This window comes from Cryobacterium breve (genome assembly GCF_004402375.1).
Classification (GTDB): Bacteria; Actinomycetota; Actinomycetes; order Actinomycetales; family Microbacteriaceae; genus Cryobacterium; species Cryobacterium breve.
In genome coordinates this window covers 1-23,837 of record NZ_SOGJ01000007.1, presented here as the reverse complement: position 1 = coordinate 23,837, position 23,837 = coordinate 1, and the positions used below count along the sequence as shown (strand labels likewise).

Here is a 23,837-nt window from a genome sequence, read left to right as displayed (position 1 = left end):
TCTGTCTTGAATGCACCGCAACAGTGCGGACGAGGAGGTTCCCATGGCCGAGCTCTCACCCATCCAGCCGTGTTTGTGGTTCAACAACCAGGCCTGCGAGGCGATGGAATACTACGTCGACGTGTTCCCGAACTCCCGCATCATCTCGATCGATGAGTATCCCGACGAGTCGCTCGACGAGCATTTCGTTGGGATGACCGGCAAGGTGCTGAACGGCCAATTCCGACTGAACGGCGTGGACTTCATCTGCCTCGACGGAGGGCCGGCCTTCAGCTTCAACGAGTCGATCTCATTCGTCGTATCCTGCAGGGACCAGGAGGAAATCGACCGATACTGGTCGCGTCTCTCGCACGTGCCCGACTCGGAGCAGTGCGGATGGTGCAAGGACCGGTTCGGCCTCAGCTGGCAGATCATCCCCACGAACATGGGCGAGTTGATCCGTCGCCCGGAGCAGGTACAGGTGATGATGCAGCAGAAGAAGATCGTGATCGCCGAGCTCGAGAACGCTTGATCGGCGTCACCGGCGCCCGCAAGTCCCCCGCGAGGCCGACGGATCGTCGCACGGCAGCTTTGGCTCACTGACCGAAAACTCCGACACCGGGGACCAGCACACACCGGCAAAACTTGACCAGGGTCCGGCTCCGGCCTAGCCAGTTCCGTAGGGGTCAGGGGGCTCCACATAGCCGGATCTGGCCCCACTTCGCTCGCGCTGGCATGCGCTCCCATCGCCTACGCCGCCCGCTCTTCACTGAGAACGCTCGCGTAGCGCGGGGATATCGTCGGCGACCCGACGCTCCAGGCACTCCAGCAGCAGCTCCAACCCGTAGTCGAACTCGTCGGCGAACGCGTAGCCGCCATCGCCGAACAGTTCGTTTTGAGAGCGCGCAATGTGCGGATACAGCTCCGCCGGCGCCGCGACCTTGACGGCGAACGCCTCCTCGGCGCCGTCCCCCGGTTCGAACGGCAGGCTCGTCTCGGTCAGCGCGAACCCGTACACATAGGCGTCAATCGCCGAGAACGCGTGTGTCGCAAGCGCGGCGCTGAAGCCGTCGGCCATCAGCACGCCCAGTAGCCGGTCGTGGTGCTGCAGCAGCGCCGGGCCGGGGATTGGGCGCGATTCCATCATCCCCAGCGCCCACGGATGAGCCGTGAGCACCGACCGTGCCGATCGTGCCCGGGCGGTCAGCGCCTCCCGCCAGGTAGCGCCTCCTTGCTTGGGACGTGGTGGTAGAGCGACATCGCCTCAACGCCGAGCACCTTCGCGACACTTCGCATGCTCACAGCGGTAACACCCGCGCGGTCGGCTACCGCGGCGGCCGCACCAATGATCTTCTCCCTGCTCAGAGGTATGCGCGGCGTCATTCTCCCATCCTTGCGCACTTACGCTCGTAAGGCTACGCTGGGGACCGGTTCTTACACCCGTAAGATTCGATCTAACGAATCAAGCCAAGGAGCATTGTGATGAGAACGCCTCAATCCCACACCGCACTAGAGAATCCGCGGTCCCAGAGCACGCTGGAAGATCTGCGCATGCTCGTGCAGGCCAAGCTTGCGGCAGCCTGGACCAGCCTCATGTTCCTCGTCATCTACATCGACTACTTCCACCTCTACCAGCCTGGTGAAATCGACGAAATCCGGGGTGGCGTCATCTTTGAGTTCGACATCAGCGGGACGTTGATGTCCATTTTCTTCGCGATCATCGCGATCCCGGCCCTGATGGTGATGCTCTCCATGACGCTTCCCGCTCGGGTGAATCGCGCCACGAACCTCGTCGTTGCAGCGCTGTACATCCCCGTCATGGTGTTCAACGCGGCAGGTGCATCCTGGGACTGGGCCTTCTACTACGGCCTCACCATCGGAGTCGAGGTGCTGATCCTGGCCTTCATCCTGCGCTCCGCCTGGACCTGGCCACGCCGCACCGCATCACCGGCGACCCTGGCAGCCAGCCTCGACAGTGCCGGTCAACGGACTTGACCCCGAGGGGCGCTGAGAACGGTGAAGGCGATAACCCAATACCGCTACGGCGGACTTGACACTCTCGAATACGAGACTGTTGCCCGGCCCGTAGCGGCGAAGGACGAAGTCCTCATCCGGGTTCAGGCAGCATCCATCAACGCGGCCGATTGGCTGCTCATGCAGGGTGAACCCTTCGTTGCGAGGTTGGCGTTCGGCCTGCGGCGGCCCAAGGTCGGGGCGCGGGGCAGGGATGTGGCCGGCGTGATCGAGGCTGTGGGCGACAACGTGCGCCGCTTCAGCGTGGGCGATGAGGTGTATGCCGAGGTGGATGCCGGCAGCTTCGCCGAGTACACCGTCGCCCACGCGAAGCGCCTCGCTCACAAACCTTTGCGAATCAGCTTCGGCGAGGCGGCTGCCGTGCCGATCGCCGCAACGACGGCGCTGCAGGGGGTGCGGGATGTCGCGAAGATCAAGCCGGGCGACAAGGTGCTCATCAACGGGGCGTCCGGCGGAGTCGGCTCCTACGCCGTGCAGCTGGCCAAGGCGTTCGGGGCCGAAGTGACTGGCGTCTGCAGCACCGCAAATCTCGAGTTCGTGCGGACGTTGGGCGCAGACCACGTCATCGACTACACGGCTGAGAACTTCGCGACGGGCGAGGCTCGCTACGTCGTCATCTTCGACCTCGTCGGCAACCGATCGATAGCCGAGTGCAGGCGGGCCCTCACTCGTCGCGGAACTCTGGTGCTGGCTTCGGGCAACGGGGGACGCGTGCTCGGTCCGATCCGACGGATGCTTGCAGCGATGCTGCTGGGCATGTTCGTGACCCAGAACCTTCGACCCCTCTCCGCAGCCGCGAGCGGGGCCGACCTCGAAGTTCTTCGGGAACTCATCGACGCCGGCACCATCACGCCGGCAGTCGACCGCAGCTACCCGCTCGCTGAGACGCCTGAGGCGATCCGCTACTTCGTTGAGGAGCACGCCAGGGGAAAGGTGACCATCACCGTCACCAGCCGGAACCACACCAAGGGGTAGGCCGCAAGCTCTTCATCCGCGACGGGCGCGCTGTGCGCTCCCTCGAAACCCAAGGAGTCACAGCATGAACCCTCTCGACAAGAGCTTCTCGATCGACCAAAAGATGACGGCCACCCGCCCGATTGCTCAGCAGACGGGCGAGCGGCAGCGACCGAGGAGCGGATGGCTCGCCATAACCGGCCTCTTGATCCTCAGTGCCCTTCCCGTGCTCGGCGGTGTGCTTCGCTTGACGGACGGGATCGCTGAGCCCGAGAGCGAAATGCTGGTGGCCACATCCGTGGCGGTCGTTGCGCACATCGTGGCCATGAGCGTGTTCTGCCTTCTCGGCGCATTCCAGTTCTCTCCAGCCCTGCGAATGCGGCGCGGTTGGCACCGTACCGCCGGCCGTGCACTGATCCCCGCTGGATTCATCGCGACACTGTCCAGCATCTGGCTCGCAGTCTTCTTCGGTGGACCCCCTGATGAGTTCGCACTCGCGATGATTCGACTCGTATTCGCCGTGCCAATGACAGTCTTTCTTGTGCTCGCCGTGATCACGATCACGCGTCGCGACTTCGCCGCGCACGGAGCATGGATGACGCGCGCCTACGCGATCGCGATTTCCGGCGGAACCCAAGCACTCGTCGTCACACTGTGGACGCTCTATCTCGGTGAGGTCAACGCATTCGGCGAGGCATGGCTGGTCGCCGCGGGCTTCGTGATCAACAGCGCCGTGGCGGAGTTACTAATCCTGCGACGGACCAGCCGCCGGAGGCGCGGTCGTGCGAGGCGTGGCGTGGCGCGCTCACATCATGAACCCCCTCGACAACGCGCCGGGCATCCGGTCGCAACAAAGGAGGAAAAATAGAAATCACCGAAGAACACCGCCACCAGGCCAGCCCGCAGTGGGTTCGCTCGAGGCCGGTTCGTCGGTTCCGCGGCGATCGCTTTCGCTGTGTTGGTGGTGATAGAGAACGTGTTGTTTACGGTAACGGGCGCTCCGGGCCATGGCGATCCGATCGAGGAAGTGCTGGCCTACTACGCGACCGACCGCGACGCGGTCGCGATCATTTCTGGTCTGGTGGCCCTGTACCTGCCGCTGCTGCTGGTGTCGCCGCGGGCTCGGCAGCCTCGCGATCGCAGACGGCTCGGCACTGATCTTCGTCGGGCTCCTAGGGTTCGCCGCCTGGCTCATCTGGCTGCTCGCGACCGGCGTGCGCCTCGTCCGGTCGCGACTCCGTGGAGGGCCGCCTGCTGGTACCGGGGGCGAGTCCTGTCGGCGCGGCGACGATGCGGGCCGCCGTCCAGCACCGCTACGGCCCGCCCTCAGCGCTTGAGTCATCCGACGCGGGATCCCGAAACCAGGTCGAGGCCATGTGCGCGTCCAGGTGGGCGCGGCCTCGGACCAACTACTTGCAAGTACGCGTTAGCGCGCCACGCGGTGGCGAAAGTAGACGACTCCCGACTTGAAGGTGCGACTTTCGATAAGTTCGAGATCCACCCGGCGCGCCTGACTGGGAAAGAACGGGATACCGCCGCCGACCAGCACCGGGTAGACCATGATCTGGTACTCATCGATCAGACCCTGAGCGGCGGCCTCGGCTGCGAGAGTCGCGCCGCCGATGGCTATGTCGCCCTCCCCGGGCTCGGCCCGCAACCGCTCGATTTCCTCCACGACGGTTCCGGAGGCCAAGCGGGCATGACCCTGGACCGAGGACAGCGTGGTGGAGAACACCACCTTGGGCAGCGTATTCCAGAGAGCGACCCACTCGAGCTCTGCGTCGTCGAGCGAGGAAACCTCAGCGGTCTCCCAGTACAGCATCGTCTCGTACAGCGGCGCCCCAACAGGTGCACGCCGATCGTTCGGATGTCGTCGATCCAGAAACGAAAGACCTCCGCGTCGAAACCGGGCCAGTCGAAGGTGCCGTCCGGGCCGACAATGTAGCCGTCCAGTGAAACGCTCATTGAATAGGCAACCTTGCGCATCAGCCGTCCTCCTCGATAACGGGTTCGAGAATACGCCGGACGCCACGAACCGCAACGCCACGTGCGGGATCCCCGACCACCGACACTCCTCCAACGTCGCGCGGTCGCATGCGCGCGAGGCGTGCTCCGGACATGAACCACCTCAAGAACGACGAATGCGTCGCCGTGACCAAGCCGTGACGGTCACGGCGACGCCCTCGACGATGGTAGGGGTGCCGGGCCAGGAACCGCGAACTGGGCCTGGGTGAAGCGCCGCGCAGAGCGTGTGCGTCGTGGGGACATCCGCTGTGACTATGGCGCCCTAGCCGAGCCGGGCGACGGTGTAGCCGCGGCCGGTACCACGATGGGCACGGAACCCTCGTCGGTGGTCATGACCGTGGGCCGAGATGCGTATCGGACAGCGGGTCCGGAGGCGGTTTTCACCGTTCTTGGAATGCGCAGATTTCTGCCGTTGGCGTGCTCGTTTCCGCCTGAGTCCTCCTGGGTTGAGTGGAGCGCGGTTGCTCCACCACAGGGGCCAGAGCAACTACTCAACCACGCTGCGCGTCACTAAAATGAGCCCGACTCGTCAAACCGTGTCGTCCGAACGGCTGGATGTGGGGTGTCGACTAACCCGAAGATTGACCCACTCGAAGAAAAGAGTCCACCATGCGTCACAAGACTCTCACCGCGACCGTCGCGGCTCTCGCCCTGGTAATTCTTGCTGCCTCTCCCGCGTATGGCATCACCGATGGTGCACCGGACGGCGACGACCACCCGTACGTCGGCCTCATGGTCGCTCAGGATGCGGCGGGCGCACCGCTAACGCGCTGCAGCGGCACACTCATTTCGCCTACGGTCTTCCTCACGGCCGGGCACTGCACGTTTGGGGCCTCCCACGTTGAGATCTGGTTCCAGGCTGATCTCGAGCCCGATCCAGCGGCCTTTGGCTACCCGTTCACCGGTCAAGCGGGCGGCTCACCGTACACGCACCCCCAGTACGACGACACGGCGTTCCAACTCTTCGACCTCGGCTTGGTCGTGCTCGACGACCCCGTCGTCCTGCCGATCTACGGAGCCCTTCCGGCGCTTGACCAGCTCGACGCCTTCTCCGCGAGTGGCAAGAAAGGCGCGACGTTCTCAGCAGTCGGCTACGGGCTGCAGACGAGCTTCCCCATTGCGGCGAAGTGGGACAACCAGGCGCTGTTCACACGCATGGTTTCGACGCCGAAGCTCAACCAGATCAACACGGGATTCACCGGAGATGGCTTGTTGCTGCTGTCGAACAATGCCAACACCGGCGGGATCTCCTTCGGTGACTCCGGCGGCCCGAATTTCATCGGCTCGAGCAATGTCATCGCGGGCGTCACATCATTCGTGCTCAACATCACCTGCGCCGGAACGGGTGGCGTCTACCGCGTCGACCGCACAGATGACCTGGAGTGGCTTGCCAACTTCGTCGGCAACCGAGCACAAGTCGAAAAGTGAGGGTCGGTACGTCGTAGGGACTTTGCCGTGCACAGGCCAGTCGTAGACCGTAGAGATCGGTATGCCCAAGTAGAGGACGCCAACTCGAAGATGTCCATCAGGGGTTCCAGGCCCCACACGTCGGTGGAGGCGGTAGAGGAGGAGGTTGGGTATTCGTCGTGGTGCTAGCACCCAGAAGGTGCGCACCGCAATCCCGGACGAAAAGATGGCCGGCTGCTCACGGTAGAAGCTGAGCACGGAGACTGATCCGGCACCGAGAGTGATTTGAGCACCGAATCGAGAGGCCATCCTCAGGCATACGGCGGTGAGACGGCAAGGCGAGTCAGATGTTTATCGGGCCGGGCGACGGCGGTGCCGGCGTTGGTTCGCCGTTGAGGATGGCGTTCACGATCTTTTCCGCACGTGGAACTAGGGCATCACCGGGGTAAAACTCCTCATAGAGTTTCTCCGCGTCCTCGAGTGTGTGCACCTGACAGAGAGCGAGCAGAAGCCGGATGTCGCGAGTGTCGCGTCCGGGACGGTTCGCACGAAGCTTCATTGCGAGCATCCCCTCTTTGGATGCCACTTGAATGACGATGCCGTCCTCATCGTAAATTGTCTCCCACTGGACGACGCGGCCGAGGGTCGGGACGGCGTCGGCCTTCGTGACCTCGAAGTTCAGCCACTTCGCGTCCCACCCATGCTTCAGTGCGACTCGTTCGGCGGCGGCAGCGACGGCATCGTCCGAGCCGGGGCGGACGTGAAGGACATCCAGGTCCTGTGTGGTCCCCCGATCGAAGTAGCGCAGGGCGAGTGCCGCACCGCCCACGAGCCGAATGCCGGCCACCTCACCCGAATTACGAAGCTCGGCGACGAGATCACGGAGGCCGATGATGATCGCGTTGCGGTCCAGCGCAGTGCCGGACATCAGACGCTCGCGAAGGTATCTGCCCATGCAAGAACGCCGCGTTCGGCGAACTCGTTCGGCACGTCATCACGTTCGGGCGCGGGGTCGGCCGGGTCGACCCGGAACACGACAGGTTCGGCCAGTGCGCGATCGGGGTTGTTGACCCATCCCGGCAGCGGGATGTTCTCTTGATTGAGCCGCCAGGCCACGAGAGCCGCGATGGCGGCATCCCACATATGATCGCCGGTGGGTTCCGGCTCCGTCAGCCCAAGGATTCCTCGAACGAGTCCGTGTTCGGCGGTGAGATTATCGTTCAACTGAAGCAAAGCCCGGAGCGCACGGTCTGTATCCTTCGCGCGAAGATACGCTCTGATCGCCTCTGCGGCACTGGCAGCGTCATCACGACGCGTGGGAGCGGCATACAGGCGGTGGCCGGCGCCGGCGAGCAGCCGATCGACCGTACTGTAGGCAGCATCCCGTCCACGCTCATGATGGGAGACGCTGGCCTGGTCAATGCCGGTTAGCTCTGCCAGTCTCGCCTGTGTGAGGCGTTTGCTCCGGCGAGCGGCGCGGACAAGAGTAGATGAAGCTGCCACTATCGCCTCCTCCTTATTTCCAATATGACTTGTGCATCATATTCTAGCGCGCACTCGCAACCCGTGCCTGAGGGTCTGGCCTGCACCGGCAGGATCGGCCTGCAGGGACGCCACTACCCCGAGGTGTCGATACTCAGGTCTCGACGAATTCCGGGTCAGGGCTGCGGGTCAGAGCCAGCGTCTGTGAGTGACGGGGCCGTGACGGGGACATCGCCGCCCGCGACGTTGCGAAGCTCGTCGACTAACCGGCGCTGTAGGCGGTATTGCGCCGGGCCAGGCGGAGCCGAACTCCGAGACTGGCTCCACCTGGCTCGCGTCCAAGCTGACGTCGACGGGCGAGCGCCGCTGGGCCTGGTCCTCGCTGACCTTGCCGACCACGCCGGGCCACGCGAAAGCCAGCGGATCAAAGAGCTGCTGAGCAACCGACGACTCTCATCGATATGCCGGTACTCGATCAGAGGTCCTCGCTGGCTTGGCACGCCCTTTTCGACCTATCCGAGAAGGTGCCGAATAACTGGTGCCTGGTTGGCGGCCAAATGGTGCACCTTTGGTGCGTCGAACGCGACAACACACCGAATCAGCCGACCGACGACGCGGATGCTGTTTTGGATGTGCGCGCGCAGCCGACCATCCTCCATCAGGCCACCAAGGCCCTCGTTGACATCGGCTTCGCGTCCGCCGGTGAAAGCCCAGAAGGCCATCAGCACCGGTGGAGCCGCGGCGATGCCACCATCGACCTCCTCATCGCCCGAGCACGTCGGAGAGAAGGCCGCAGCACGACGAGGAGTCACGGCTGCGATGGGTGGGAGGTAGCTGCGTCCCTGGGACGGCCCTACTCCCGGCCCCGCAGCGCGACCACCTCCGTCGCGCCCTGGTCCGCCAAGTCCATGAGCCTTCCTGTCACACGAAGTTTCTGGGTCATGACGGGGGAAAGCCGGCGCACAGTCGTGGAATGACCGCGGACCCGACGCGGTCCTGACCGGCGCACCGCGCGTCACCTCGGCAGCCGCGTCGCAAAGCGCGGGCAACTCGCCATCTAAGCTGGACTGTTGCCCACGGAAGGATCCTCAATGAGCATGGAAAACGCGGCCTGGAGCTCGCTGTACAAGATCTCTACCGCCAGGGGCGGCAAGCACGGCTTCTCCCGTGAGTCCGTGCGGCGGATCATGAAGTTCGCGGTGCCCTACCGGTCCAAGCTGCTGATCTTCATCGCCCTCTCCATCGTGGGAGCTTTCCTCGCGGTCGCGACGCCGGTACTCGCCGGCCAGGTGGTCGACGTCATCGTTGCCCAGGGCGAGGTCACCACGATCGTTTGGATCGCCGTCGTCATCGCCCTCGTGGCCGTGGCCGACGCCGCCGTGTCACTCGTGACGCGCTGGTACTCGGCGCGGATCGGCGAAGGCGTGATTTTGGACCTCCGCACCTCCGTCTTTAACCACGTGCAGAAGATGCCGATCGCGTTCTTCACCCGCACGCGGACGGGCGCCCTCGTGAGCCGCCTCAACAACGATGTGATCGGCGCCCAGCAGGCCTTTAGCGGCACGCTGTCCGGCGTGGTTACGAACCTCGTGGCGCTGATCCTCACCCTGATCGTCATGCTCAGCACGTCCTGGCTCGTGACGGTTCTCGCCGTGATCATGCTCCCCATCTTCCTGGTACCCGCGCGCCGCATGGGCAGCCGCCTCGCCGCGCTGCGCCGCGAGGCCGCCGATCACAATTCCGCCATGAGCACGCAGATGACCGAACGCTTCTCAGCGCCCGGCGCCACCCTCGTCAAGCTGTTCGGCCGGCCCGACGAGGAGGCCGAGGAGTTCCGCGTGCGCGCCGCCCGCGTCCGCGACATCGGGGTCCGGACCGCGATGCTGCAGTTCGTCTTCTTCACCGCACTGATGCTCGTCTCCGCTCTGGCCCTCGCGCTCGTGTATGGGCTCGGCGGCTTCCTCGCACTCGCCGGCCAGCTGAACACCGGTGACGTGGTTACCCTGGCACTCCTCCTCACCCGCCTCTACGCGCCGCTCACCAGCCTCGCAAACGCACGGGTAGAGATCATGAGCGCGGTGGTCAGCTTCGAGCGCGTCTTCGAGGTGCTTGACCTCGACCCGCTCATCAAGGAGAAGCCCGACGCCATCGCCGTCCCCGAAGGCCCAGTGGCCGTCGAGTTCGACAACGTCCGCTTCGCCTACCCGTCCGCGGACAAGGTGTCCCTCGCCTCTCTCGAGGAGGTTGCCACGCTGGACACCCGCGGCGGCGAGGAGGTGTTGCACGGCGTGTCCTTCAGGATCGAGCCGGGGCAGACCGTTGCCCTCGTTGGTACGTCCGGTGCCGGAAAGTCCACAATTGCGCAGCTCCTCTCGCGCCTGTATGACGTCGACAGCGGCGCCGTGCGCCTCGCGGGTACGGATGTCCGCGATGTCACCTTCGTCTCCATGCGAAACACCCTGGGCATGGTGACGCAGGACGGCCACCTGTTCCACGAGACCATCCTCTCCAATCTGCGCCTCGCGAGGCCGGAGGCGTCCGACGACGAGGTGTGGGACGCCGTCCGCCGGGCGCGGCTCGAGCCGCTCATCCGATCCCTGCCGGACCAGCTGGACACCATGGTGGGAGAGCGTGGCTACCGGCTGTCCGGGGGTGAGCGCCAGCGGATGACCATCGCGAGGCTCCTGCTCGCCCAGCCGCGCGTCGTCATCCTCGACGAGGCGACGGCGGCGCTGGACTCGACGTCTGAGGCCGCCGTGCAGGCGGCGCTCAGCGAGGCGCTCAAGGGACGCACGGCGATGGTGATCGCACACCGCCTCTCCACCATCCGCAGCGCGGACCTAATCCTCGTGGTTGAGGACGGCTCGATCGTGGAGCGCGGTACGCACGAGGAACTGCTGGCTGTGGGCGGGCGGTACGAGGAATTGCACCGGACCCAATTCGCCGTGCAGAAGGATGTTGCGGCCGATGAGGAAGCGCTGAGCCGGACCTAGTCGCTGAGCTCGGTGCCGCCGCCCCGAGCGTCTCGGAGAGTTGTCTCATCACGTTTCGTGTCTCACCGCCCTACCTGGGGTTGTTCGAAGCGGAACAGGATGGAGACCTCCAACGCCCAACTGGCGTGTACCCGTGCCTGCACTTGCTTCATTTGAACCTGCGACCCCTTGAAGGTTCTGACCTTAATTTAGTCGTTACCGAATGTGTCCGAAAACCCTCGGATTCCCTTGTCTTTACAGGGAACCGGGCGGTTCTCTGCCTCCGATTGTACGTCATCGTTTTGGGTCAAATAGAGATGAATTAGATGGGTAAATGATGGATTCTGGAGGCCTCTTTGAGTGATCCATGACCCCTCGCAACATCCCCCATGTGCCGCTGCATGGGACCGGTCATCACCGGAGATGGCGATCGGTTGTGCACTCGGTCCGCGGCCTGTCTCGCATCACTGACAACGCTATACACTGGGCGCGATTTAGCAGGTCGATCAGACAGCCCCGGCACTTGATCGAGACCGGTTTGACAAACGCGGGGTGTTCATCGAAGGAGAGCAACGAGATGAGACCACTCCGATACTCGATCAACGTCACGCTCGATGGCTGCTGCCACCACGAGGCAGGACTCCCCCCGGACGAGGAGTCGATGCGCTTCTGGACCGCTCAGCTGGAGCGAGCCGATGCCCTGCTCTTCGGCCGGGTGACCTACGAGATGATGGCGTCGGCGTGGCAGAGGCCGGCCACGGGCACGTGGCCCGACTGGATGAAGGACTGGCAGAAACCGTTCGCCGAAACCATCGACCAGGCGAAGAAGTACGTCATCTCGAGCACACTGACCGAGGTCGATTGGAATGCCGAGCTGGTGCGAGGCGACTTGGCGCAAGCAGTTCAGCAGCTCAAGCAGGAGCCAGGCGAGGGCCTGTGGGTCGGCGGCGTGACGCTCCCTCTGGCGCTTGCTAACTTTGGACTGATCGACGAGTACGAGTTCCTTGTGCAGCCAGTCCTTGCAGGACACGGCCCGACCTTGCTCGCCGGCCTGCGCGAGCACATCCAGCTCGAACTCGTGGACCGCCATGAGTTCCGGTCAGGGGCAGTAGCGGCGCGATACCGGCCCACGCGAGTTGCGGCATGACGCGATTATGCTGGCGCGTTCGGCGCTCCCTCGCGACGGTACAACGGCTCGGGGTCGGGTTACCCCGCACGGGCTATCCCCTATAGGTTCCAACCGCCCGCGACTCAAGATAGTCGAGCTGCATAACCATCAGTGCCCAGGGAGTAACCGTCGGACTCCCGCTCTCGGAATCGATCAAAGCCGACTGGGAAGGCCTCGAACGAATCGTCCTTCAAGTCATCGAGAAGGCGTCGCGCGATTCCAAACTCTGCACCGCCCCCCTGATTTGTCATGAACAGATACTCAACTCCCTCGACGACGACAGGTGACAGGTCCTCGCGACGGAGATCGACAAACGGTCGGTAGTAAGCCAAATTGGCCAGACGGACGTCGACTTCGACGAACGCCGGAGCCCTCTCAGCGGGCGGGTCCGTCAAAGTTGTGTCGAAGCCGTCGTAGCTTATGAGTGTCCCAGCGACAATTCGAGTGGACGGAATAACGCCGTTGATATCCTTTATGTTGGCAGCCTGAACCTTGCCCTTTTCCATCGCGGCGCTGAGGTTGCCTTGCAATGAGACTCCCTTCGCTTCCAACACGTGCCACGCTCCGTCTGGCGTGTTCCCTATCATGTCCGGTTGTTTCGGCCGCCCGACGTTGGGGTTGTGGAAGTGCACCTGTGCCGCGTTTTGTGCCCGAATGGACTCAAGTACAAACAGTTTGGATACACCGAGCAACTTCTGCGCATAGAACCGCGCGAAGGCCTCGCCCAACTGCCGGCTAATAGGCCCCTTCTCGGTGGGTGTCAGCACCCTGAAGTTCTGGTGCACGGATAGCCGGCCGATGCTCGTCGTCACGTTTGAGTAAACAAACAAAGCCGGTTCAACTGCGGAGTCAAAAACGGCACGCGTGGGGCTGCGGGACCATCTATCGCTGAAGGACGCGGTTTGCAGCTTATTGGCCACCGCAAATCGAAACAGATCTAGTCCGCTGCAAGGATGGTCAATGCGCAGGGTATTCAAGTGATCGTATGGGTGCGGGAACAGTTCGACCGAATAGGAAACGTTGGGCATGAGGTGAGGCTACTGCAACGGGCAGTATCCATAAATTGGATTGGCCGGGGATTTTCTACGAGATCGACCTAAAGACAACGAGGCTACGGTTGCCGCAGCTCTCGCCCGACTACACGTCATCCCTAAGCGCCGCGACGTGGACGGCATTCTGGTCGCCAAGCTAGATCGGCTGAGCCGCAGCGTGCATGTTTTCTCGAGCATTTTGAAGCTCGCCGCTGTGCGTAAGTGGGCTGTCGTCGCCATCGACCTGGGTGTGGACACCGGCACGCCGACCAGCAAGCTTGTCGCCTACGTGATGATGTCGGTCGGTGAGTGAGAGTGCGAGGTCATCGGCGAGCGCACGTCTGTCTCCATGCAAGCCGCCACGCGTCAGGGCAGGCACATGGGGCGAGTGTCTGCGCTCCCGCCGAGCACACACGACCGTCTGCTAGCTCTCCGAGCCGGTCACACGCTCTCTGGCACCACTGCGCAGCTAAACGCCCAAGGCCTCACCACTGCGACGGGTGCGCCCTGGTCCGCCAACACGGTCGCCATTGTGCAGAAGCGCCTGTTCGTTGCCTGAACACGCCTCGACTAGTCCTCGGTCGTCACATACCGGCCATGCTCGCGATGCCTGGACTCTGGCGGCCTAGACGGGTAGGCGGGACTTGGTCAGCTTCTGACGCGTAGCGACCGGCGTGACTCCCGTACGCTTTCGCAAGATCAATTCGTCTTTTGAGTTTTCGCGGACCGCCATCTTGCTGAGCATTCGTTGCTGCACTTCGGCGCTCCAGAAAATATTAAGGTCCTGACGCGCCCGCGTGATCGCAGTGTAAAAGATCGCGTGCGAGATGCGGTCATCATTCGCATCGGTGATCACTACCTTGACCGAGTCGAATTCGAGGCCCTGAGCCTTGTGAATCGCAACTGCATAAGCGATCTGGAACGGAACGATTGTGGCTGACGCGTCGTCGTCATCGTCGGTGTTGCCGCGCTGGAAGACGTCGAACTGCACTATCGAGCCACCTGTCCATCGAATGTCCATCGCGAACGCAAAATCCGATAGTTTGAGCGTCCGGTCGATGTCTACGTCGAAGGTGATTCGCCCCTTGTCCGTGGCGATCTTGACGATCTTCCCCTTCAAGTTGTTGAACACGATTCCGCTGAATCGGTCGGTGTCATTGAACAGGATTGGGTCGTTGACCTTATAGGTCGACTCTCCCCACTCCACCGCGAGGCTCCGATTGCTCGCCTGTAAGAATCGGTTGACGTTGTTGATTCCGTATAGGCCGTCATAGTTCAGACACAAGATGATTTCGTCGGCTTGGCGAGCTTTGAACAACGAGTCACCCAACACGGTCGCGTATTTGTTCTTGGAGATCGACTCTTCGATCTTGTCGTCTAGGTTCCGCACGCGGTCCCACAGGGTGAGCAGCGCTGCATCCGTCGTCCGAAACGGCTTGGTCAGCTCGAACACCGACTCCGGCGGCAAGTATGAGCGGATCGTTGTGAACCAGTTGCCGAACTCGATCGACTCAATTTGGTATACGTCCCCTACGAGCACAAGCAGGTCGAATGTCGTAGAACCGAGGATCTTGAGCAAACTCGCGTTACTGACCGTGCTGCACTCATCGATGACGATTAGCCTGTAGTGCCGACCTGTCGGGTACTTAGTGTGGCTGTAGATGGTGCTGAACTCTGAGTTCGACGCTGACACGCGTCTCTTGAAGTTGTCTACGGCCGGATTCGTATGAGCCAAGAACAGCTTTGAATCTCCGTCGAAGTAATTCGCGATCAGGTCGACCATCGTGGTCTTGCCGGTTCCAGCGGTGCCATAAATTAATGCAACAGTCGACTTCACGAATAGGTCTTTCAGCGCCCCAGCTTTGAGCGGGTCGTCGAACGTCCCTGGGTTCGCCGCGATCCACGTACTCAGGTGGCGAAGACACTGGCATTTCTTGGAACCGGAGTGGCGAACGATCCGATCGAGACCATCATTGGCGACATCCCGATGGTGCATTCGACATACGGCCACATCGCGAGCGTGCAGGAGGTCGAAGAGGAGCTCCGCGCCCATGGGCGAGTCGGGTCGATCCCCTCCGACATGACCAGATCCGATCGAGGATGGCTGCAAAGATTCGGGCCTCAGAAAGTGTCGCCAATTCGAGGCGTCACTCAGTAGTCGACAAACTCGGTCCCGTCCCTCAGGCTCCTTCCGCCCAGACCCTCTCCGACGCGTCGCCTCATGACTTGTGTCTCATGTACTCCAGGGGTGACCTTCTCAAGAAGGACCTTATTCGCTTGCTGGTCAGCTTCGACTGCGCCACTCCTGCAGCTTCTGACCCCGGTCGTTCGGAGTCGGGAACACCGAACACTTGGCAAGAAGTTGAAGAGGCCCTGGCCGACAGGGTAATCGAGCCGGGTCTGTACGCGATCTTCCGAGAGAGTTTCTCTTCGGTCCACGGACCAAATTAGCCAGCGTCCTGACGTCCTGACGTCCTGAACTGGCTCGATAGCGAACTCGCCTTCCAATTGGTGGATGGCGAGTTTTGCCAGTTAAGCAATGCAGCTGTCATGGTCGACCGAGGAGCGCCCGGACCGCAGCGAAGCGAGGACCGGACGCACCGCAGGTCGGCCCCGCCGGGCTTGCCCGGCGCTTGAATGAGTAAAGAAAGTTCTCACCGTCCCGGCTCCACCCGCTAGCACTGGCAAGATGAGCGGCAAGGGCGATCACTCTCGCCCATTCAATGGGGGGAACCTATGGATACGGCATCGGCCGCGTTGAAAGAGCTGACGCTTGATCAACTCGGAACCAGCCTTACTGCCCGGTTTGACGGCGCAGCGACCAAAGATCTGACGGCTTGGCAGCTCTTGGTCGACCTTGCGCACGCGTTGGCCGCTGCAACTCGTGATGACGAACTGGTAAATGGTCGGCGGTGGCTCCTGCGCAGTCTGACTGTCACCGGATTTCGCGGCGCTAAGGACAGGGTCGAACTCGTGTTAGAGCACGATCGCGGCCTAACTGTTTTGCACGGAGAAAACGGTTCAGGAAAATCCAGCATCGCGGAGGCCCTACGGATGGCGTTGGAGGGGCGCACTGGAGCGACCCATCTCGGCTCAGTAGACAACAAGGGCGTCCACCAGATCTGGGGAAACTCGGATGAACGTAGCCAAGGGGTCTCCTCCTCGCTTGTCGTCGTCTCGCTTTGCGACGAATTCTCCGGTGACCTCTTTGAGATACGTGCGACTGTCGGGAACGACGAAGTTACGCGCCATGGAACGCTTATTTCTGGCGGCGACGACAAGACGTTTGATTCTGATTCGAACGCTTGGAACTCTTGGAATGAAGCCGTCAGAACCTCACCTCCGGTTCTTGCTTACGCCGAACTTGCCGAGGAACTGCAGAAGAAGTCGGACCTTAATACATGGCTAACGTCGTGTCTCGCCATGGACAACGCAGTCAGACTGTTTGAAACTCGGGTAAAAGAGCGCCACGAAGCGGCGAAGTCTGCCTTTGAACGTATCGAGTGGGCACGAAAGGAAGCAATAGTCCGACTAAGAAATGCCGACACCGCTGGAACCGTCTCTGGATTGGTCGACATTGTTGAGGTGGCGTGGGAAGAGCTTTCGACCGTTGAGGCGCGGGATGATTGGCTCGCCCGCCAGAGGTTGCGACCTCAGCTGCGAGGAGATGAAGCACTCCCCCTTTCAACTGCGTCTGACATCTCGACGTGGGTAACGGATTTCTCAGCCGCAGAGACGGCGTACGTTGAGACCTCCCTGTCTGCCCTAACCACGCAAGTTGCGAATGCTCTGGTGGACTTAGATGAACAGGTCCGGGGGTCGCTTCAGGACGCGAACCGTGATCGTTGTCCAGCGTGCGGATCACAGTCTGACAATTGGAGAGAACATCTTCATCGGCAAAGCCTGTCTCTGACGGTTCAGCGCGAAGCTGCAAGTAGCCTCCGGCGGGTCGTCCGAGAGGCCGGCTCAAAATTCCTCAAGCCTTTGGCGGCTTGTATGCGGGTTCTCAAGTCCTTGGACACCTCCGAGGCGGACTTCAAGCATGGGCTTAGTCTTCTGCAGCAGGTGGACGAGCAGTCGGGCGCCGCCGGTGAGCTCGATGTGCCGTATCTGAGGTCGCTGCGGGAACTTAGTTCGTGGGTCTCAAGCCCCGTCGCTACGGGTTATATAGTCCGGGCTGTAGAAGCATCCGGACTGAAACACGAATGGGAGTGCAACCGCTGGGACGCTGTTGCGGACTATGTGGATACCTGGAATCAGGACTGGTCGATGGCATCAACCGCCGCAGATTGGAAGGCGGCCGTCGGAAAATGGAATTCCGAGCTGGGCAGTCTGCGAAAAGCTAGGGCCCTTGATCTGAGGCTCTTGGTCGCACCTGCTGTCGAGCAACTTCTTGGAGACGTTGGGTTCACCCTGGACGGATTGGATATCACCAAAGCAGCAAGCAGCCTCAAACTGAAGAACAAGAACCTTGAGGACGTTCAGCTCTCACATCTGAGTGCTGGTCAGCGAAACGCACTCATCCTCGGCCCCGTCCTTGCGACAGCCGAGGGCGGAATCTTTGCGTTCACTCTCCTGGATGATCCCGTGCATGCCTTTGATGATTTTCGAGTGGATCGCCTCGCCGCGACACTTTCGGCCATGGGGACGCGACAATCCGTGATCCTCACCACACATGATGGTCGTTTCGTCGAGTACCTAAGAGTGCACGCCCCCAAAGAGTTTTCCGTCGTAGTTACAGAACGTGACGCATTCGGAACGATTTCGCTCCGCGAGTCTGCAGCGCCCTGGGCTGAATTGATCGACTTTGCTCAAGAACTTGCGCCCAAAATCGCGAAATCAGGTGCAATTAGCGGACGAGCGGATATCGCTACCCTGTTGAGGATGGCTGTTGATGAAGCACTTGAGGCACTTTCACTCCGCCTCTTCGCTCAAATGGTTCCGAGCCGGGCGGCCATGGAAAGACTGCGATTTGCAGAGATCGGAACGACCAAGGATCGGGCGAGCTATTTGCGTGATGCGGTGAAAGATGTGCCATCGCACAAGGCAGAGTTCAGCAGAGGATGGAACGCCATTTCGCCTTTGATTAGGAGTTGGTCGGACTCAGTACACAATCCGAACCTCGCACCTGGCGGCGCAGATCTCCATAGCCACATCGCGGCTGCGAGACAAGCGAGCACAAGCTGGCAAAAGATACACGGGTGACCGAAATTGATTGAGCTAAAGCGCCAGGCTCTCGTCGTGCGCCGACGAATCGAATCCATATCAAGCGATCTATGGTCGCTTTCTGGAGGGCAGGACCGCATCGACGTGCGCACCGGTGCCGTAGAGAGTCGGTTAGTTCTCGTTGTATGTCGTGTCGGCAGCTCGGATGCATTGCCTGCATTCCGCGCGGCCCGGAAAGTCGGTCATGTTTATCGAGAGACGTCAGACGTTTTGCATGGGCGGTTCATTGCTGCTCACCTAAACATGACCCGTGCAGAAGAATGGAACGCCGACGTCGACAGGCTCGCGTTGCTTCCGACTCGCAATCTGGACCTGCGGAAATACCTGTCCAACACGGCTCAGCTCGATAAAGGCCAAGTAGCGTAAGGCATCCGAGCACAGCCCGTTTCTGCGGGATCTACCTCGGATCGATATCGTGAGTTTCCCTAATTCATAGCCGGCTCAAAACTCAGTAGTCTGAGCACCAGTCGTGTAACTGCTGGATTTCAACGAAGAATGTGGGCCTCATGTCAAAGACGGTATTCATCGCGTTCGCCAAAGAAGACGAAGGGATCCGCAATCTGTTCACCGGACAGCGAGTGCATCCCAAGACTCCATTCGAGTTCACCGACATGTCGGTTAAGGAGCCATATTCTTCGGATTGGCAGGCCAGAGTCCGGACACGAATCCGTCGCTCAGATGGGGTCATTGTTCTGATCAGCAAGAACACGCCCAAGGCGACTGGTCAGCTATGGGAAATAAAGTGTGCCGTCGCTGAGAAGAAGCCTCTTCTCGGGATATGGATTGAGGATGGTTACCGCGTGAAGCCGGCGGAAATGGGAACTGCCCCCGTGAAGCAGTGGACATGGGATAACATCGCGGCATTTATCGACGGCTTGTAGACTCACAATGAAGCGGGCACTCCTCGTCGGCATTGATTTTTACGAGAACTTCAATAGCTTGGCGGGATGTGCCAATGACGCTGTCGCGCTGCATCCGCTTCTTGCCCGGAACGAAGATGACAGTCCCAACTTGGACTGCAAGGTTCTAACGGCCAAGAACCAGACAAGTTTAGTTACCCGCGACGCGCTTCTCTCGCTTCTAGACGAACTTCTCGCACCCGGCTCAGACTTCGCTTTGTTTTACTTCGCTGGCCATGGCGCACCCGTGAATGGCGACGTCGCCCTGGTTACTTCCGACGGCACCCCCATGACCCCCGGGGTGGCCTTTTCCGAGGTCCTCGAGCGTATTGGCCATTCTGCAGTCAAAGAGGTCATCGTAATATTGGATTGCTGCTTCTCTGGCGGCGCTACAACCATCGGCGCTCTCGGCAACAAGCTTGCGAATCTGCCACAGGGGCTATCGGTGTTGACAGCTAGCCGCGACGATCAGGTCTCTATGGAGACGGAGGACGGCCGCGGACAGTTTTCGACTTACCTGGAAGGCGCTCTGGACGGCGGAGCAGCAGATGTCATAGGGCACGTCAATATGTCGGGCCTCTATGCCTACTTGTCCGAATCTTTCGGAGCGTGGGAGCAGCGGCCTACATTCAAGGCCAATATCGATCGGTTGCACGACATCCGATTGTGTGATCCCCGAGTCCCATTGGCGACTTTACGTATGCTTACGAACTGGTTCCCAACTCCGGGATACGACCTGGCCCTCGATCCTTCTTTCGAACCGACCGAAGAACCAAGCGACGCTGAGAACGAGCGAATATTCTCCGGCCTGCAAAAGTACAGAGCATGCCGCCTAATCGAGCCCATCGACGAGGAGCACCTCTACTACGCAGCTATGCGTTCGACCGGCTGCCGGTTGACACCTCTCGGCAAGCACTATTGGCATCTTGTGAATGCGGGACGCGTATGACCAATATTGGAGTTACCGGGCATCAGCAGATTCCCGCTCAGGCGCTTGAGTACATATCCTCGGGTATCCGAACGATCCTGCGCGGCCAACCGCGGCCGCTGGTGGGCTTCAGTAGCCTGGCCGTGGGTGCAGATCAGTTATTCGCCGAGGAGATACTCGCTGAAGGAGGAGAGCTTCACGCCGTAATCCCTTCGGATGATTACGAAAGCACTTTTTCAGGCGAGGAGCTCCACAAGTACAGGCGATTGCTTGCTGCTGCACTATCAGTCACCCGGCTGCCACGCACACAGCCGGATGAAGCCGCCTTTGATGCAGCAGGTCTTTGGATCGCGGAGAACTCCGAATTGATGGTGGCGGTGTGGGACGGCGCGGCCTCCAGAGGACGGGGTGGAACCGCGGATGCAGTGGCGCACGCCCGTCAACTCGGAAGACAAATACGCGTCGTGTGGCCTGAAGGTGTATCTCGAGACTGAACGCCCGTCCTCCGTTATGCCCAGACCTAAGGGAGCGAATTCTCGCCAGATTCGGAGGGGCATCTGAGCGTAATGGCGGCCGCAATTCGGCTCTAGAGTCAGCTAACGCCAGATGTTTCTTTGACCTGGGATGAAGACGAGAAGTCCGGCTATTCCGACAGTGAAGCAGGCCAGCATAATCGTCATCCATTCCTGTTCCTTCCCCAGGAAGACCACCGCAGAAACGTAGGTCACGACTAGGGGAACGGCGATAGCGAGTCCGCCGAGCAGGAAGGACAGGTCACCCTGAATCGTTGAAGCGAAAAATCCGAACGAAGCCACGAGAACGGCCGCGCTGAGGGAGACGCTGTAGAACGGGGTAGCTTCAATCACCCTTGGTACGACCGCGACAATTAGAGCAAGGATCCAGCTAAGAACCGCGCTCACTTGTCTGACCCTTGTTCCAAGGTGCCCGGGTCCAGTAATCAATGTTGTCGTTGTCATAAATGGACCTTATCGGGGATTTTGACCCCAGCATTCGAGCGACTTCGCTTGGTCCCGCTAAACGGCGCACTCTGGCGACTAGCACCAGTTGGAGCGCCAGTCAAAGTAAGTGGTAGCGCCGTTCTAACGAGGTGGTAGCGGCCCGGGCGCGGTGCCCGGGCCGCCGCCGGCGTCATTCCCAGTAGGTCTCGTGGGCCCGGGCCTGGTCGTTGCGGTGCCGGCGCATGTCGATCTGGCCGAGGTTGATGATCCGGGCGTTGTTGGCCAGGCGGTTCACGATCGAGTCCGCCGCGACCCGGTCGGGCAGCTCGGCAACCCAGTGTGCTGGTCCGGTTTGCGAGGCGATCATCGTTGGCAGCCGGTGTTCACGGTTCGCGAGGATCGCGAACAGGTCGCTGGCGGCGTCGCTGTCGATGCCGACGGTGAGGAAGTCGTCGATGATAAGCAGGTCGATGTTGGAGAGCTCGTTCAGCAGGCTCTGGTGGGCGATGCCGTCGCCGCGGGCGATGACGAGCCGGCGGGCGAGGTCGCCCATCCGGAAGTAGAGAACCGAGTGTTCGCTTTGGCAGGCGCCGATGGCCAGCGCGCAGGCGAGGTAGGTTTTCCCGCCGCCGGTGGGCGAGATGATGAGCAGGTTCGTCGCATCAGAGCGCCAGTCGTGGGCGGCATAGCGTCGCATGCGGACCGGGGTGATGCCGCGGCCGTCGCGGTAGTCGACCTCGGCGACGGTCGCGCCCGGGATCGGGAACGCGGCCTGGCGGATGAGCTTGTCCACTTTGTTGATGCGCCGCGACTCGAGGGCGTCGTCGACGGCGGTGAGGAACAGCTGCTCAGGGCGTGCGACCACAGTCTCGATTGCTGGACTGAAAACTGAGATGTGACGGTGCTGCCGCGGTGACAACACTGTGGTCAGTTCGTCCCTGCCGACTTCCAGTCGACAATCACAGCAGCTGTCGCGCCACTGCGGGTCACTTTGGGCGGCAAAACTACTGATGGAACGGTGCTACTTGTCAGGCAGTACCGTGCCTAGTTTTAGTCTTTCGGGAATGCCCGGTCCAGGAGCGCCGCGGTAGCCGGGTTCACCAGTTCGCTGCGCTGGACATAGTGCATCACTGTAACCCTGGTGTCCGTGTGGCCGAGCAGTTCTGCGGCGAGTTCGATGCTGGCGTTGGCGTTGACCGAGGTCGCGACGGTGCGGCGGAACATGTGCGGGGTCACCCCGTTGATGCCGGCGCCCTCGAGCACCTGTCGGAGTTGCCTACGCACGTTCGCGGTGGTCAGCGGGGTGCCGTCCCGGGACTGGAACAGCAGGTCATCCAGACCCATGCTGCCGACCTTGGCGAGCCGCCGGCGGACTGCGTCGGCGGTGAAGGTGGGGATGGCGACGACCCGAGTGGACTTGGCGGTCTTGGGGTGGTCCTGCCGGAAGGTCTGCTCGCCCTTGCGGCTGACGATGGTGCCGGCCAGGCGGATGGAGGGCACGGGGCTGGTGATGTCGACGTCTCGGCGGCGGATGGCCAGGACCTCGCCGATCCGGGCGGAGGTGCCGAGCATCACCTCGATGATGGCGCCGAGTTGGCCGTCGGGTTTGGGCCCGGAGGTGTGGTTGACGGCGCTTTCCCATTGGGCGATCGCGGCGCGGATCACGTTGACCTCGGGGGCCATGAGCGCGGCGGGGACGTGCGGCTCGCGGTGGAGGCGGGCGACGTGGTCCATCGGGTTGCGCGGCAGGACTTCGTGCCGCACCGCCAGCTCGAGGGCGAGCCGCAGCACTACCCGGGCCTGTTTGGCGCGGTTGTAGGAGATCTTGGCGAGCTGTTTGATGAATTTGTCGCACCGGGCCACACCGATCTCCCGCAGCGCGAGGTGGTCGAACGCCGGTGAGACGAGGGTGCGCATGTTGCGCTCATACAAATTGCGGGTGGTCCGGGAGATCCGGGCCTCCAAGTCGATGTGCTCCAACCAGTAGGTCACCAGGTCGCTGAACAGGCTGTCCGGGGTGAGTGATGTGTCGGCGGGTTGGAACAGGTCCCGGTCGGCGATCTTGGCCTTCAACGCCCGTTCGGCGGCCTTAGCGGTAGTGCCGCTGGCCTGCACCAGACGGGCGTGACCGTCCCAGTCGCGGTAGCGGGTTCGCGCCGCAAATCGGCCGGACGGCAATTTGCGGGTGGTGATGTCGCCGAAGGTGCCGACGGTCAACCGCTGCCGGGGCATCTCAGCTCACCGCCGATACGGGCGCCTGGGCTCGCTGGTGGGCTCCCGCTGTAGGGCGATCCAGGCCCGCACATCCGAGATCGCGAACTTCAGATGCTTGCCGAACCGGTACGCGGCCGGGCCTTTGCCGTGCACCCGCCAGTCGTAGACGGTGGAGATCGGGATGCCCAGGTAGGCCGCCAGCTCGGCAACGTCCATCAGGGGCTCCAGGCCCCAGTCGTCGGTGGGAAAAGTGGTTGGGTTCTCGTTGTGAATGCTCATACCCAGGAGGTGTGCCGGGCGATCCCGGACGATCGGGAGGAACCGAAACCGACCTCAGTGCCTCGCACGGCCGGGCCGGCTCAGCGGCGGAATTGGGCTGAAAGTGATGACGTAGTGATGACACAATCAAATCTCTTAACCAAAAAAGTCCCGGAAACCCTTGGGCGGTTTCAAGGGGTCGTAGCAACACCGTATGAGTGAGGTGTTGTTGATGGCGTCGAGAGTGGTGTTGAAGGATCGCGAGAACTTGTTCTGGGTTCGGGTTCGCGAGGGTATGTCG

General features: G+C 61.7%; 24 protein-coding genes and 1 pseudogene. 13 read left to right on the top strand and 12 right to left on the bottom strand.

Annotated features, from left to right (window positions below; genetic code table 11):
* Positions 1–43 precede the first annotated feature (43 nt).
* Entirely contained in the window at positions 44–511 is a 468-nt protein-coding gene (locus E3O65_RS01805; RefSeq protein ID WP_134362048.1) for a VOC family protein, read from the top strand.
* Positions 512–745: 234 nt separating this feature from the next.
* On the opposite strand, the gene E3O65_RS01800 is transcribed toward E3O65_RS01805, so the two are convergent.
* Together E3O65_RS01800 and E3O65_RS17055 are read right to left on the bottom strand one after the other, a co-directional pair.
* Positions 746–1,186 carry a TetR/AcrR family transcriptional regulator C-terminal domain-containing protein gene (locus E3O65_RS01800; protein ID WP_241985838.1) on the bottom strand — a complete coding sequence of 147 codons (441 nt, stop codon included), beginning with the start codon at positions 1,184–1,186 and terminating at the stop codon, positions 746–748.
* Entirely contained in the window at positions 1,183–1,362 is a 180-nt protein-coding gene (locus E3O65_RS17055; protein WP_241985831.1) for a TetR/AcrR family transcriptional regulator, read from the bottom strand. The genes E3O65_RS01800 and E3O65_RS17055 overlap by 4 nt, the downstream gene beginning before the upstream one ends.
* Before the next feature lie 99 nt (positions 1,363–1,461).
* Here E3O65_RS17055 and E3O65_RS01795 point away from each other — a divergent pair, with 99 nt between their 5' ends.
* The 3 genes from E3O65_RS01795 to E3O65_RS01785 all read left to right on the top strand — a co-directional run bounded on the left by E3O65_RS01795 (position 1,462) and on the right by E3O65_RS01785 (position 3,835).
* Positions 1,462–1,974 carry a DUF6326 family protein gene (locus tag E3O65_RS01795; RefSeq protein ID WP_134362047.1) on the top strand — a complete coding sequence of 171 codons (513 nt, stop codon included), beginning with the start codon at positions 1,462–1,464 and terminating at the stop codon, positions 1,972–1,974.
* A 21-nt stretch (positions 1,975–1,995) separates the two neighbouring features.
* Positions 1,996–2,988: an NAD(P)-dependent alcohol dehydrogenase gene (locus tag E3O65_RS01790; protein ID WP_134362046.1), complete on the top strand. Its 993-nt coding sequence runs from the start codon at positions 1,996–1,998 to the stop codon at positions 2,986–2,988.
* A 64-nt stretch (positions 2,989–3,052) separates the two neighbouring features.
* Positions 3,053–3,835, top strand: coding sequence for a DUF2306 domain-containing protein (locus tag E3O65_RS01785; RefSeq protein ID WP_134362045.1), 783 nt, complete (start codon positions 3,053–3,055; stop codon positions 3,833–3,835).
* A gap of 558 nt (positions 3,836–4,393) precedes the next feature.
* Here the strand turns inward: E3O65_RS01785 and E3O65_RS01770 are convergent.
* Entirely contained in the window at positions 4,394–4,789 is a 396-nt protein-coding gene (locus tag E3O65_RS01770; RefSeq protein WP_198411718.1) for a dihydrofolate reductase family protein, read from the bottom strand.
* 812 nt (positions 4,790–5,601) lie between these two features.
* Between E3O65_RS01770 and E3O65_RS01765 the strand changes: the two genes are divergently transcribed.
* Positions 5,602–6,420, top strand: coding sequence for a trypsin-like serine protease (locus E3O65_RS01765; RefSeq protein WP_134362044.1), 819 nt, complete (start codon positions 5,602–5,604; stop codon positions 6,418–6,420).
* 322 nt (positions 6,421–6,742) lie between these two features.
* Here the strand turns inward: E3O65_RS01765 and E3O65_RS01755 are convergent, their stop codons facing one another.
* The 3 genes and pseudogenes from E3O65_RS01755 to E3O65_RS17535 all read right to left on the bottom strand — a co-directional run.
* Positions 6,743–7,354, bottom strand: a complete 612-nt coding sequence (locus E3O65_RS01755; protein ID WP_134362043.1) for a hypothetical protein — start codon at positions 7,352–7,354, stop codon at positions 6,743–6,745.
* The gene (locus E3O65_RS01750; protein WP_134426025.1) at positions 7,327–7,632 is read right to left on the bottom strand and encodes a hypothetical protein; all 306 of its coding nucleotides are present in this window, start codon (positions 7,630–7,632) and stop codon (positions 7,327–7,329) included. The genes E3O65_RS01755 and E3O65_RS01750 overlap by 28 nt, the downstream gene beginning before the upstream one ends.
* Before the next feature lie 132 nt (positions 7,633–7,764).
* Positions 7,765–7,902: pseudogene (locus tag E3O65_RS17535) on the bottom strand (helix-turn-helix domain-containing protein); the annotation flags it as partial.
* 440 nt (positions 7,903–8,342) lie between these two features.
* Between E3O65_RS17535 and E3O65_RS17000 the strand changes: the two are divergent.
* The 3 genes from E3O65_RS17000 to E3O65_RS01735 all read left to right on the top strand — a co-directional run bounded on the left by E3O65_RS17000 (position 8,343) and on the right by E3O65_RS01735 (position 12,000).
* Positions 8,343–8,858, top strand: coding sequence for a hypothetical protein (locus E3O65_RS17000; protein ID WP_134362041.1), 516 nt, complete (start codon positions 8,343–8,345; stop codon positions 8,856–8,858).
* Between the two features lie 114 nt (positions 8,859–8,972).
* Positions 8,973–10,874, top strand: coding sequence for an ABC transporter ATP-binding protein (locus E3O65_RS01740; protein WP_134362040.1), 1,902 nt, complete (start codon positions 8,973–8,975; stop codon positions 10,872–10,874).
* Between the two features lie 556 nt (positions 10,875–11,430).
* Entirely contained in the window at positions 11,431–12,000 is a 570-nt protein-coding gene (locus E3O65_RS01735; RefSeq protein ID WP_134362039.1) for a dihydrofolate reductase family protein, read from the top strand.
* Positions 12,001–12,104: 104 nt separating this feature from the next.
* Here E3O65_RS01735 and E3O65_RS01730 read toward each other — a convergent pair whose 3' ends face one another.
* Positions 12,105–13,049, bottom strand: coding sequence for a hypothetical protein (locus tag E3O65_RS01730; RefSeq protein ID WP_134362038.1), 945 nt, complete (start codon positions 13,047–13,049; stop codon positions 12,105–12,107).
* 40 nt (positions 13,050–13,089) lie between these two features.
* Between E3O65_RS01730 and E3O65_RS17050 the strand changes: the two genes are divergently transcribed.
* Positions 13,090–13,365 (top strand): recombinase family protein, encoded by a 276-nt coding sequence (locus E3O65_RS17050; RefSeq protein ID WP_338419162.1) that lies wholly within the window; start codon positions 13,090–13,092, stop codon positions 13,363–13,365.
* 312 nt (positions 13,366–13,677) lie between these two features.
* Here the strand turns inward: E3O65_RS17050 and E3O65_RS01720 are convergent, their stop codons facing one another.
* On the bottom strand, positions 13,678–15,105 hold the full coding sequence (locus E3O65_RS01720; RefSeq protein ID WP_134362037.1) for an ATP-dependent DNA helicase: 1,428 nt from the start codon (positions 15,103–15,105) through the stop codon (positions 13,678–13,680).
* A gap of 683 nt (positions 15,106–15,788) precedes the next feature.
* Between E3O65_RS01720 and E3O65_RS01715 the strand changes: the two genes are divergently transcribed.
* From E3O65_RS01715 to E3O65_RS01700, 4 genes are all read left to right on the top strand, one after another.
* Entirely contained in the window at positions 15,789–18,257 is a 2,469-nt protein-coding gene (locus tag E3O65_RS01715) for an AAA family ATPase (protein WP_134362036.1), read from the top strand.
* 527 nt (positions 18,258–18,784) lie between these two features.
* Positions 18,785–19,159 carry a TIR domain-containing protein gene (locus E3O65_RS01710; RefSeq protein ID WP_134362035.1) on the top strand — a complete coding sequence of 125 codons (375 nt, stop codon included), beginning with the start codon at positions 18,785–18,787 and terminating at the stop codon, positions 19,157–19,159.
* Between the two features lie 7 nt (positions 19,160–19,166).
* Positions 19,167–20,126 carry a caspase family protein gene (locus tag E3O65_RS01705; protein ID WP_134362034.1) on the top strand — a complete coding sequence of 320 codons (960 nt, stop codon included), beginning with the start codon at positions 19,167–19,169 and terminating at the stop codon, positions 20,124–20,126.
* A complete protein-coding gene (locus E3O65_RS01700; protein WP_134362033.1) occupies positions 20,123–20,599 on the top strand; it encodes a hypothetical protein in 477 nt (158 codons plus the stop codon). The genes E3O65_RS01705 and E3O65_RS01700 overlap by 4 nt, the downstream gene beginning before the upstream one ends.
* 102 nt (positions 20,600–20,701) lie before the next feature.
* Here E3O65_RS01700 and E3O65_RS01695 read toward each other — a convergent pair whose 3' ends face one another.
* From E3O65_RS01695 to E3O65_RS01680, 4 genes are all read right to left on the bottom strand, one after another.
* Positions 20,702–21,025: a hypothetical protein gene (locus tag E3O65_RS01695; RefSeq protein ID WP_134362032.1), complete on the bottom strand. Its 324-nt coding sequence runs from the start codon at positions 21,023–21,025 to the stop codon at positions 20,702–20,704.
* A 229-nt stretch (positions 21,026–21,254) separates the two neighbouring features.
* Positions 21,255–21,929, bottom strand: a complete 675-nt coding sequence (locus tag E3O65_RS01690) for an ATP-binding protein (RefSeq protein WP_241985833.1) — start codon at positions 21,927–21,929, stop codon at positions 21,255–21,257.
* A 185-nt stretch (positions 21,930–22,114) separates the two neighbouring features.
* The gene (locus E3O65_RS01685) at positions 22,115–23,296 is read right to left on the bottom strand and encodes a tyrosine-type recombinase/integrase (RefSeq protein ID WP_134362030.1); all 1,182 of its coding nucleotides are present in this window, start codon (positions 23,294–23,296) and stop codon (positions 22,115–22,117) included.
* Positions 23,297–23,302: 6 nt separating this feature from the next.
* Entirely contained in the window at positions 23,303–23,557 is a 255-nt protein-coding gene (locus E3O65_RS01680) for a helix-turn-helix domain-containing protein (protein ID WP_241985834.1), read from the bottom strand.
* Between the last annotated feature and the right edge of the window lie 280 nt (positions 23,558–23,837).

What these genes read in the sequence shown, in the direction of transcription:
- E3O65_RS01680 (WP_241985834.1), bottom strand. Translation starts at nt 23,557, where the DNA reads ATGAGCATTCACAACGAGAACCCAACCACTTTTCCCACCGACGACTGG.
- E3O65_RS01700 (WP_134362033.1), top strand. Translation starts at nt 20,123, where the DNA reads ATGACCAATATTGGAGTTACCGGGCATCAGCAGATTCCCGCTCAGGCG.
- E3O65_RS01805 (WP_134362048.1), top strand. Translation starts at nt 44, where the DNA reads ATGGCCGAGCTCTCACCCATCCAGCCGTGTTTGTGGTTCAACAACCAG.
- E3O65_RS01735 (WP_134362039.1), top strand. Translation starts at nt 11,431, where the DNA reads ATGAGACCACTCCGATACTCGATCAACGTCACGCTCGATGGCTGCTGC.
- E3O65_RS01715 (WP_134362036.1), top strand. Translation starts at nt 15,789, where the DNA reads ATGGATACGGCATCGGCCGCGTTGAAAGAGCTGACGCTTGATCAACTC.
- E3O65_RS17000 (WP_134362041.1), top strand. Translation starts at nt 8,343, where the DNA reads ATGCCGGTACTCGATCAGAGGTCCTCGCTGGCTTGGCACGCCCTTTTC.
- E3O65_RS01785 (WP_134362045.1), top strand. Translation starts at nt 3,053, where the DNA reads ATGAACCCTCTCGACAAGAGCTTCTCGATCGACCAAAAGATGACGGCC.
- E3O65_RS01720 (WP_134362037.1), bottom strand. Translation starts at nt 15,105, where the DNA reads ATGGGCGCGGAGCTCCTCTTCGACCTCCTGCACGCTCGCGATGTGGCC.
- E3O65_RS01795 (WP_134362047.1), top strand. Translation starts at nt 1,462, where the DNA reads ATGAGAACGCCTCAATCCCACACCGCACTAGAGAATCCGCGGTCCCAG.
- E3O65_RS01765 (WP_134362044.1), top strand. Translation starts at nt 5,602, where the DNA reads ATGCGTCACAAGACTCTCACCGCGACCGTCGCGGCTCTCGCCCTGGTA.
- E3O65_RS01705 (WP_134362034.1), top strand. Translation starts at nt 19,167, where the DNA reads ATGAAGCGGGCACTCCTCGTCGGCATTGATTTTTACGAGAACTTCAAT.
- E3O65_RS01710 (WP_134362035.1), top strand. Translation starts at nt 18,785, where the DNA reads ATGTCAAAGACGGTATTCATCGCGTTCGCCAAAGAAGACGAAGGGATC.
- E3O65_RS01755 (WP_134362043.1), bottom strand. Translation starts at nt 7,354, where the DNA reads ATGGGCAGATACCTTCGCGAGCGTCTGATGTCCGGCACTGCGCTGGAC.
- E3O65_RS01740 (WP_134362040.1), top strand. Translation starts at nt 8,973, where the DNA reads ATGAGCATGGAAAACGCGGCCTGGAGCTCGCTGTACAAGATCTCTACC.
- E3O65_RS17055 (WP_241985831.1), bottom strand. Translation starts at nt 1,362, where the DNA reads ATGACGCCGCGCATACCTCTGAGCAGGGAGAAGATCATTGGTGCGGCC.
- E3O65_RS01730 (WP_134362038.1), bottom strand. Translation starts at nt 13,049, where the DNA reads ATGCCCAACGTTTCCTATTCGGTCGAACTGTTCCCGCACCCATACGAT.
- E3O65_RS01770 (WP_198411718.1), bottom strand. Translation starts at nt 4,789, where the DNA reads ATGCTGTACTGGGAGACCGCTGAGGTTTCCTCGCTCGACGACGCAGAG.
- E3O65_RS01685 (WP_134362030.1), bottom strand. Translation starts at nt 23,296, where the DNA reads ATGCCCCGGCAGCGGTTGACCGTCGGCACCTTCGGCGACATCACCACC.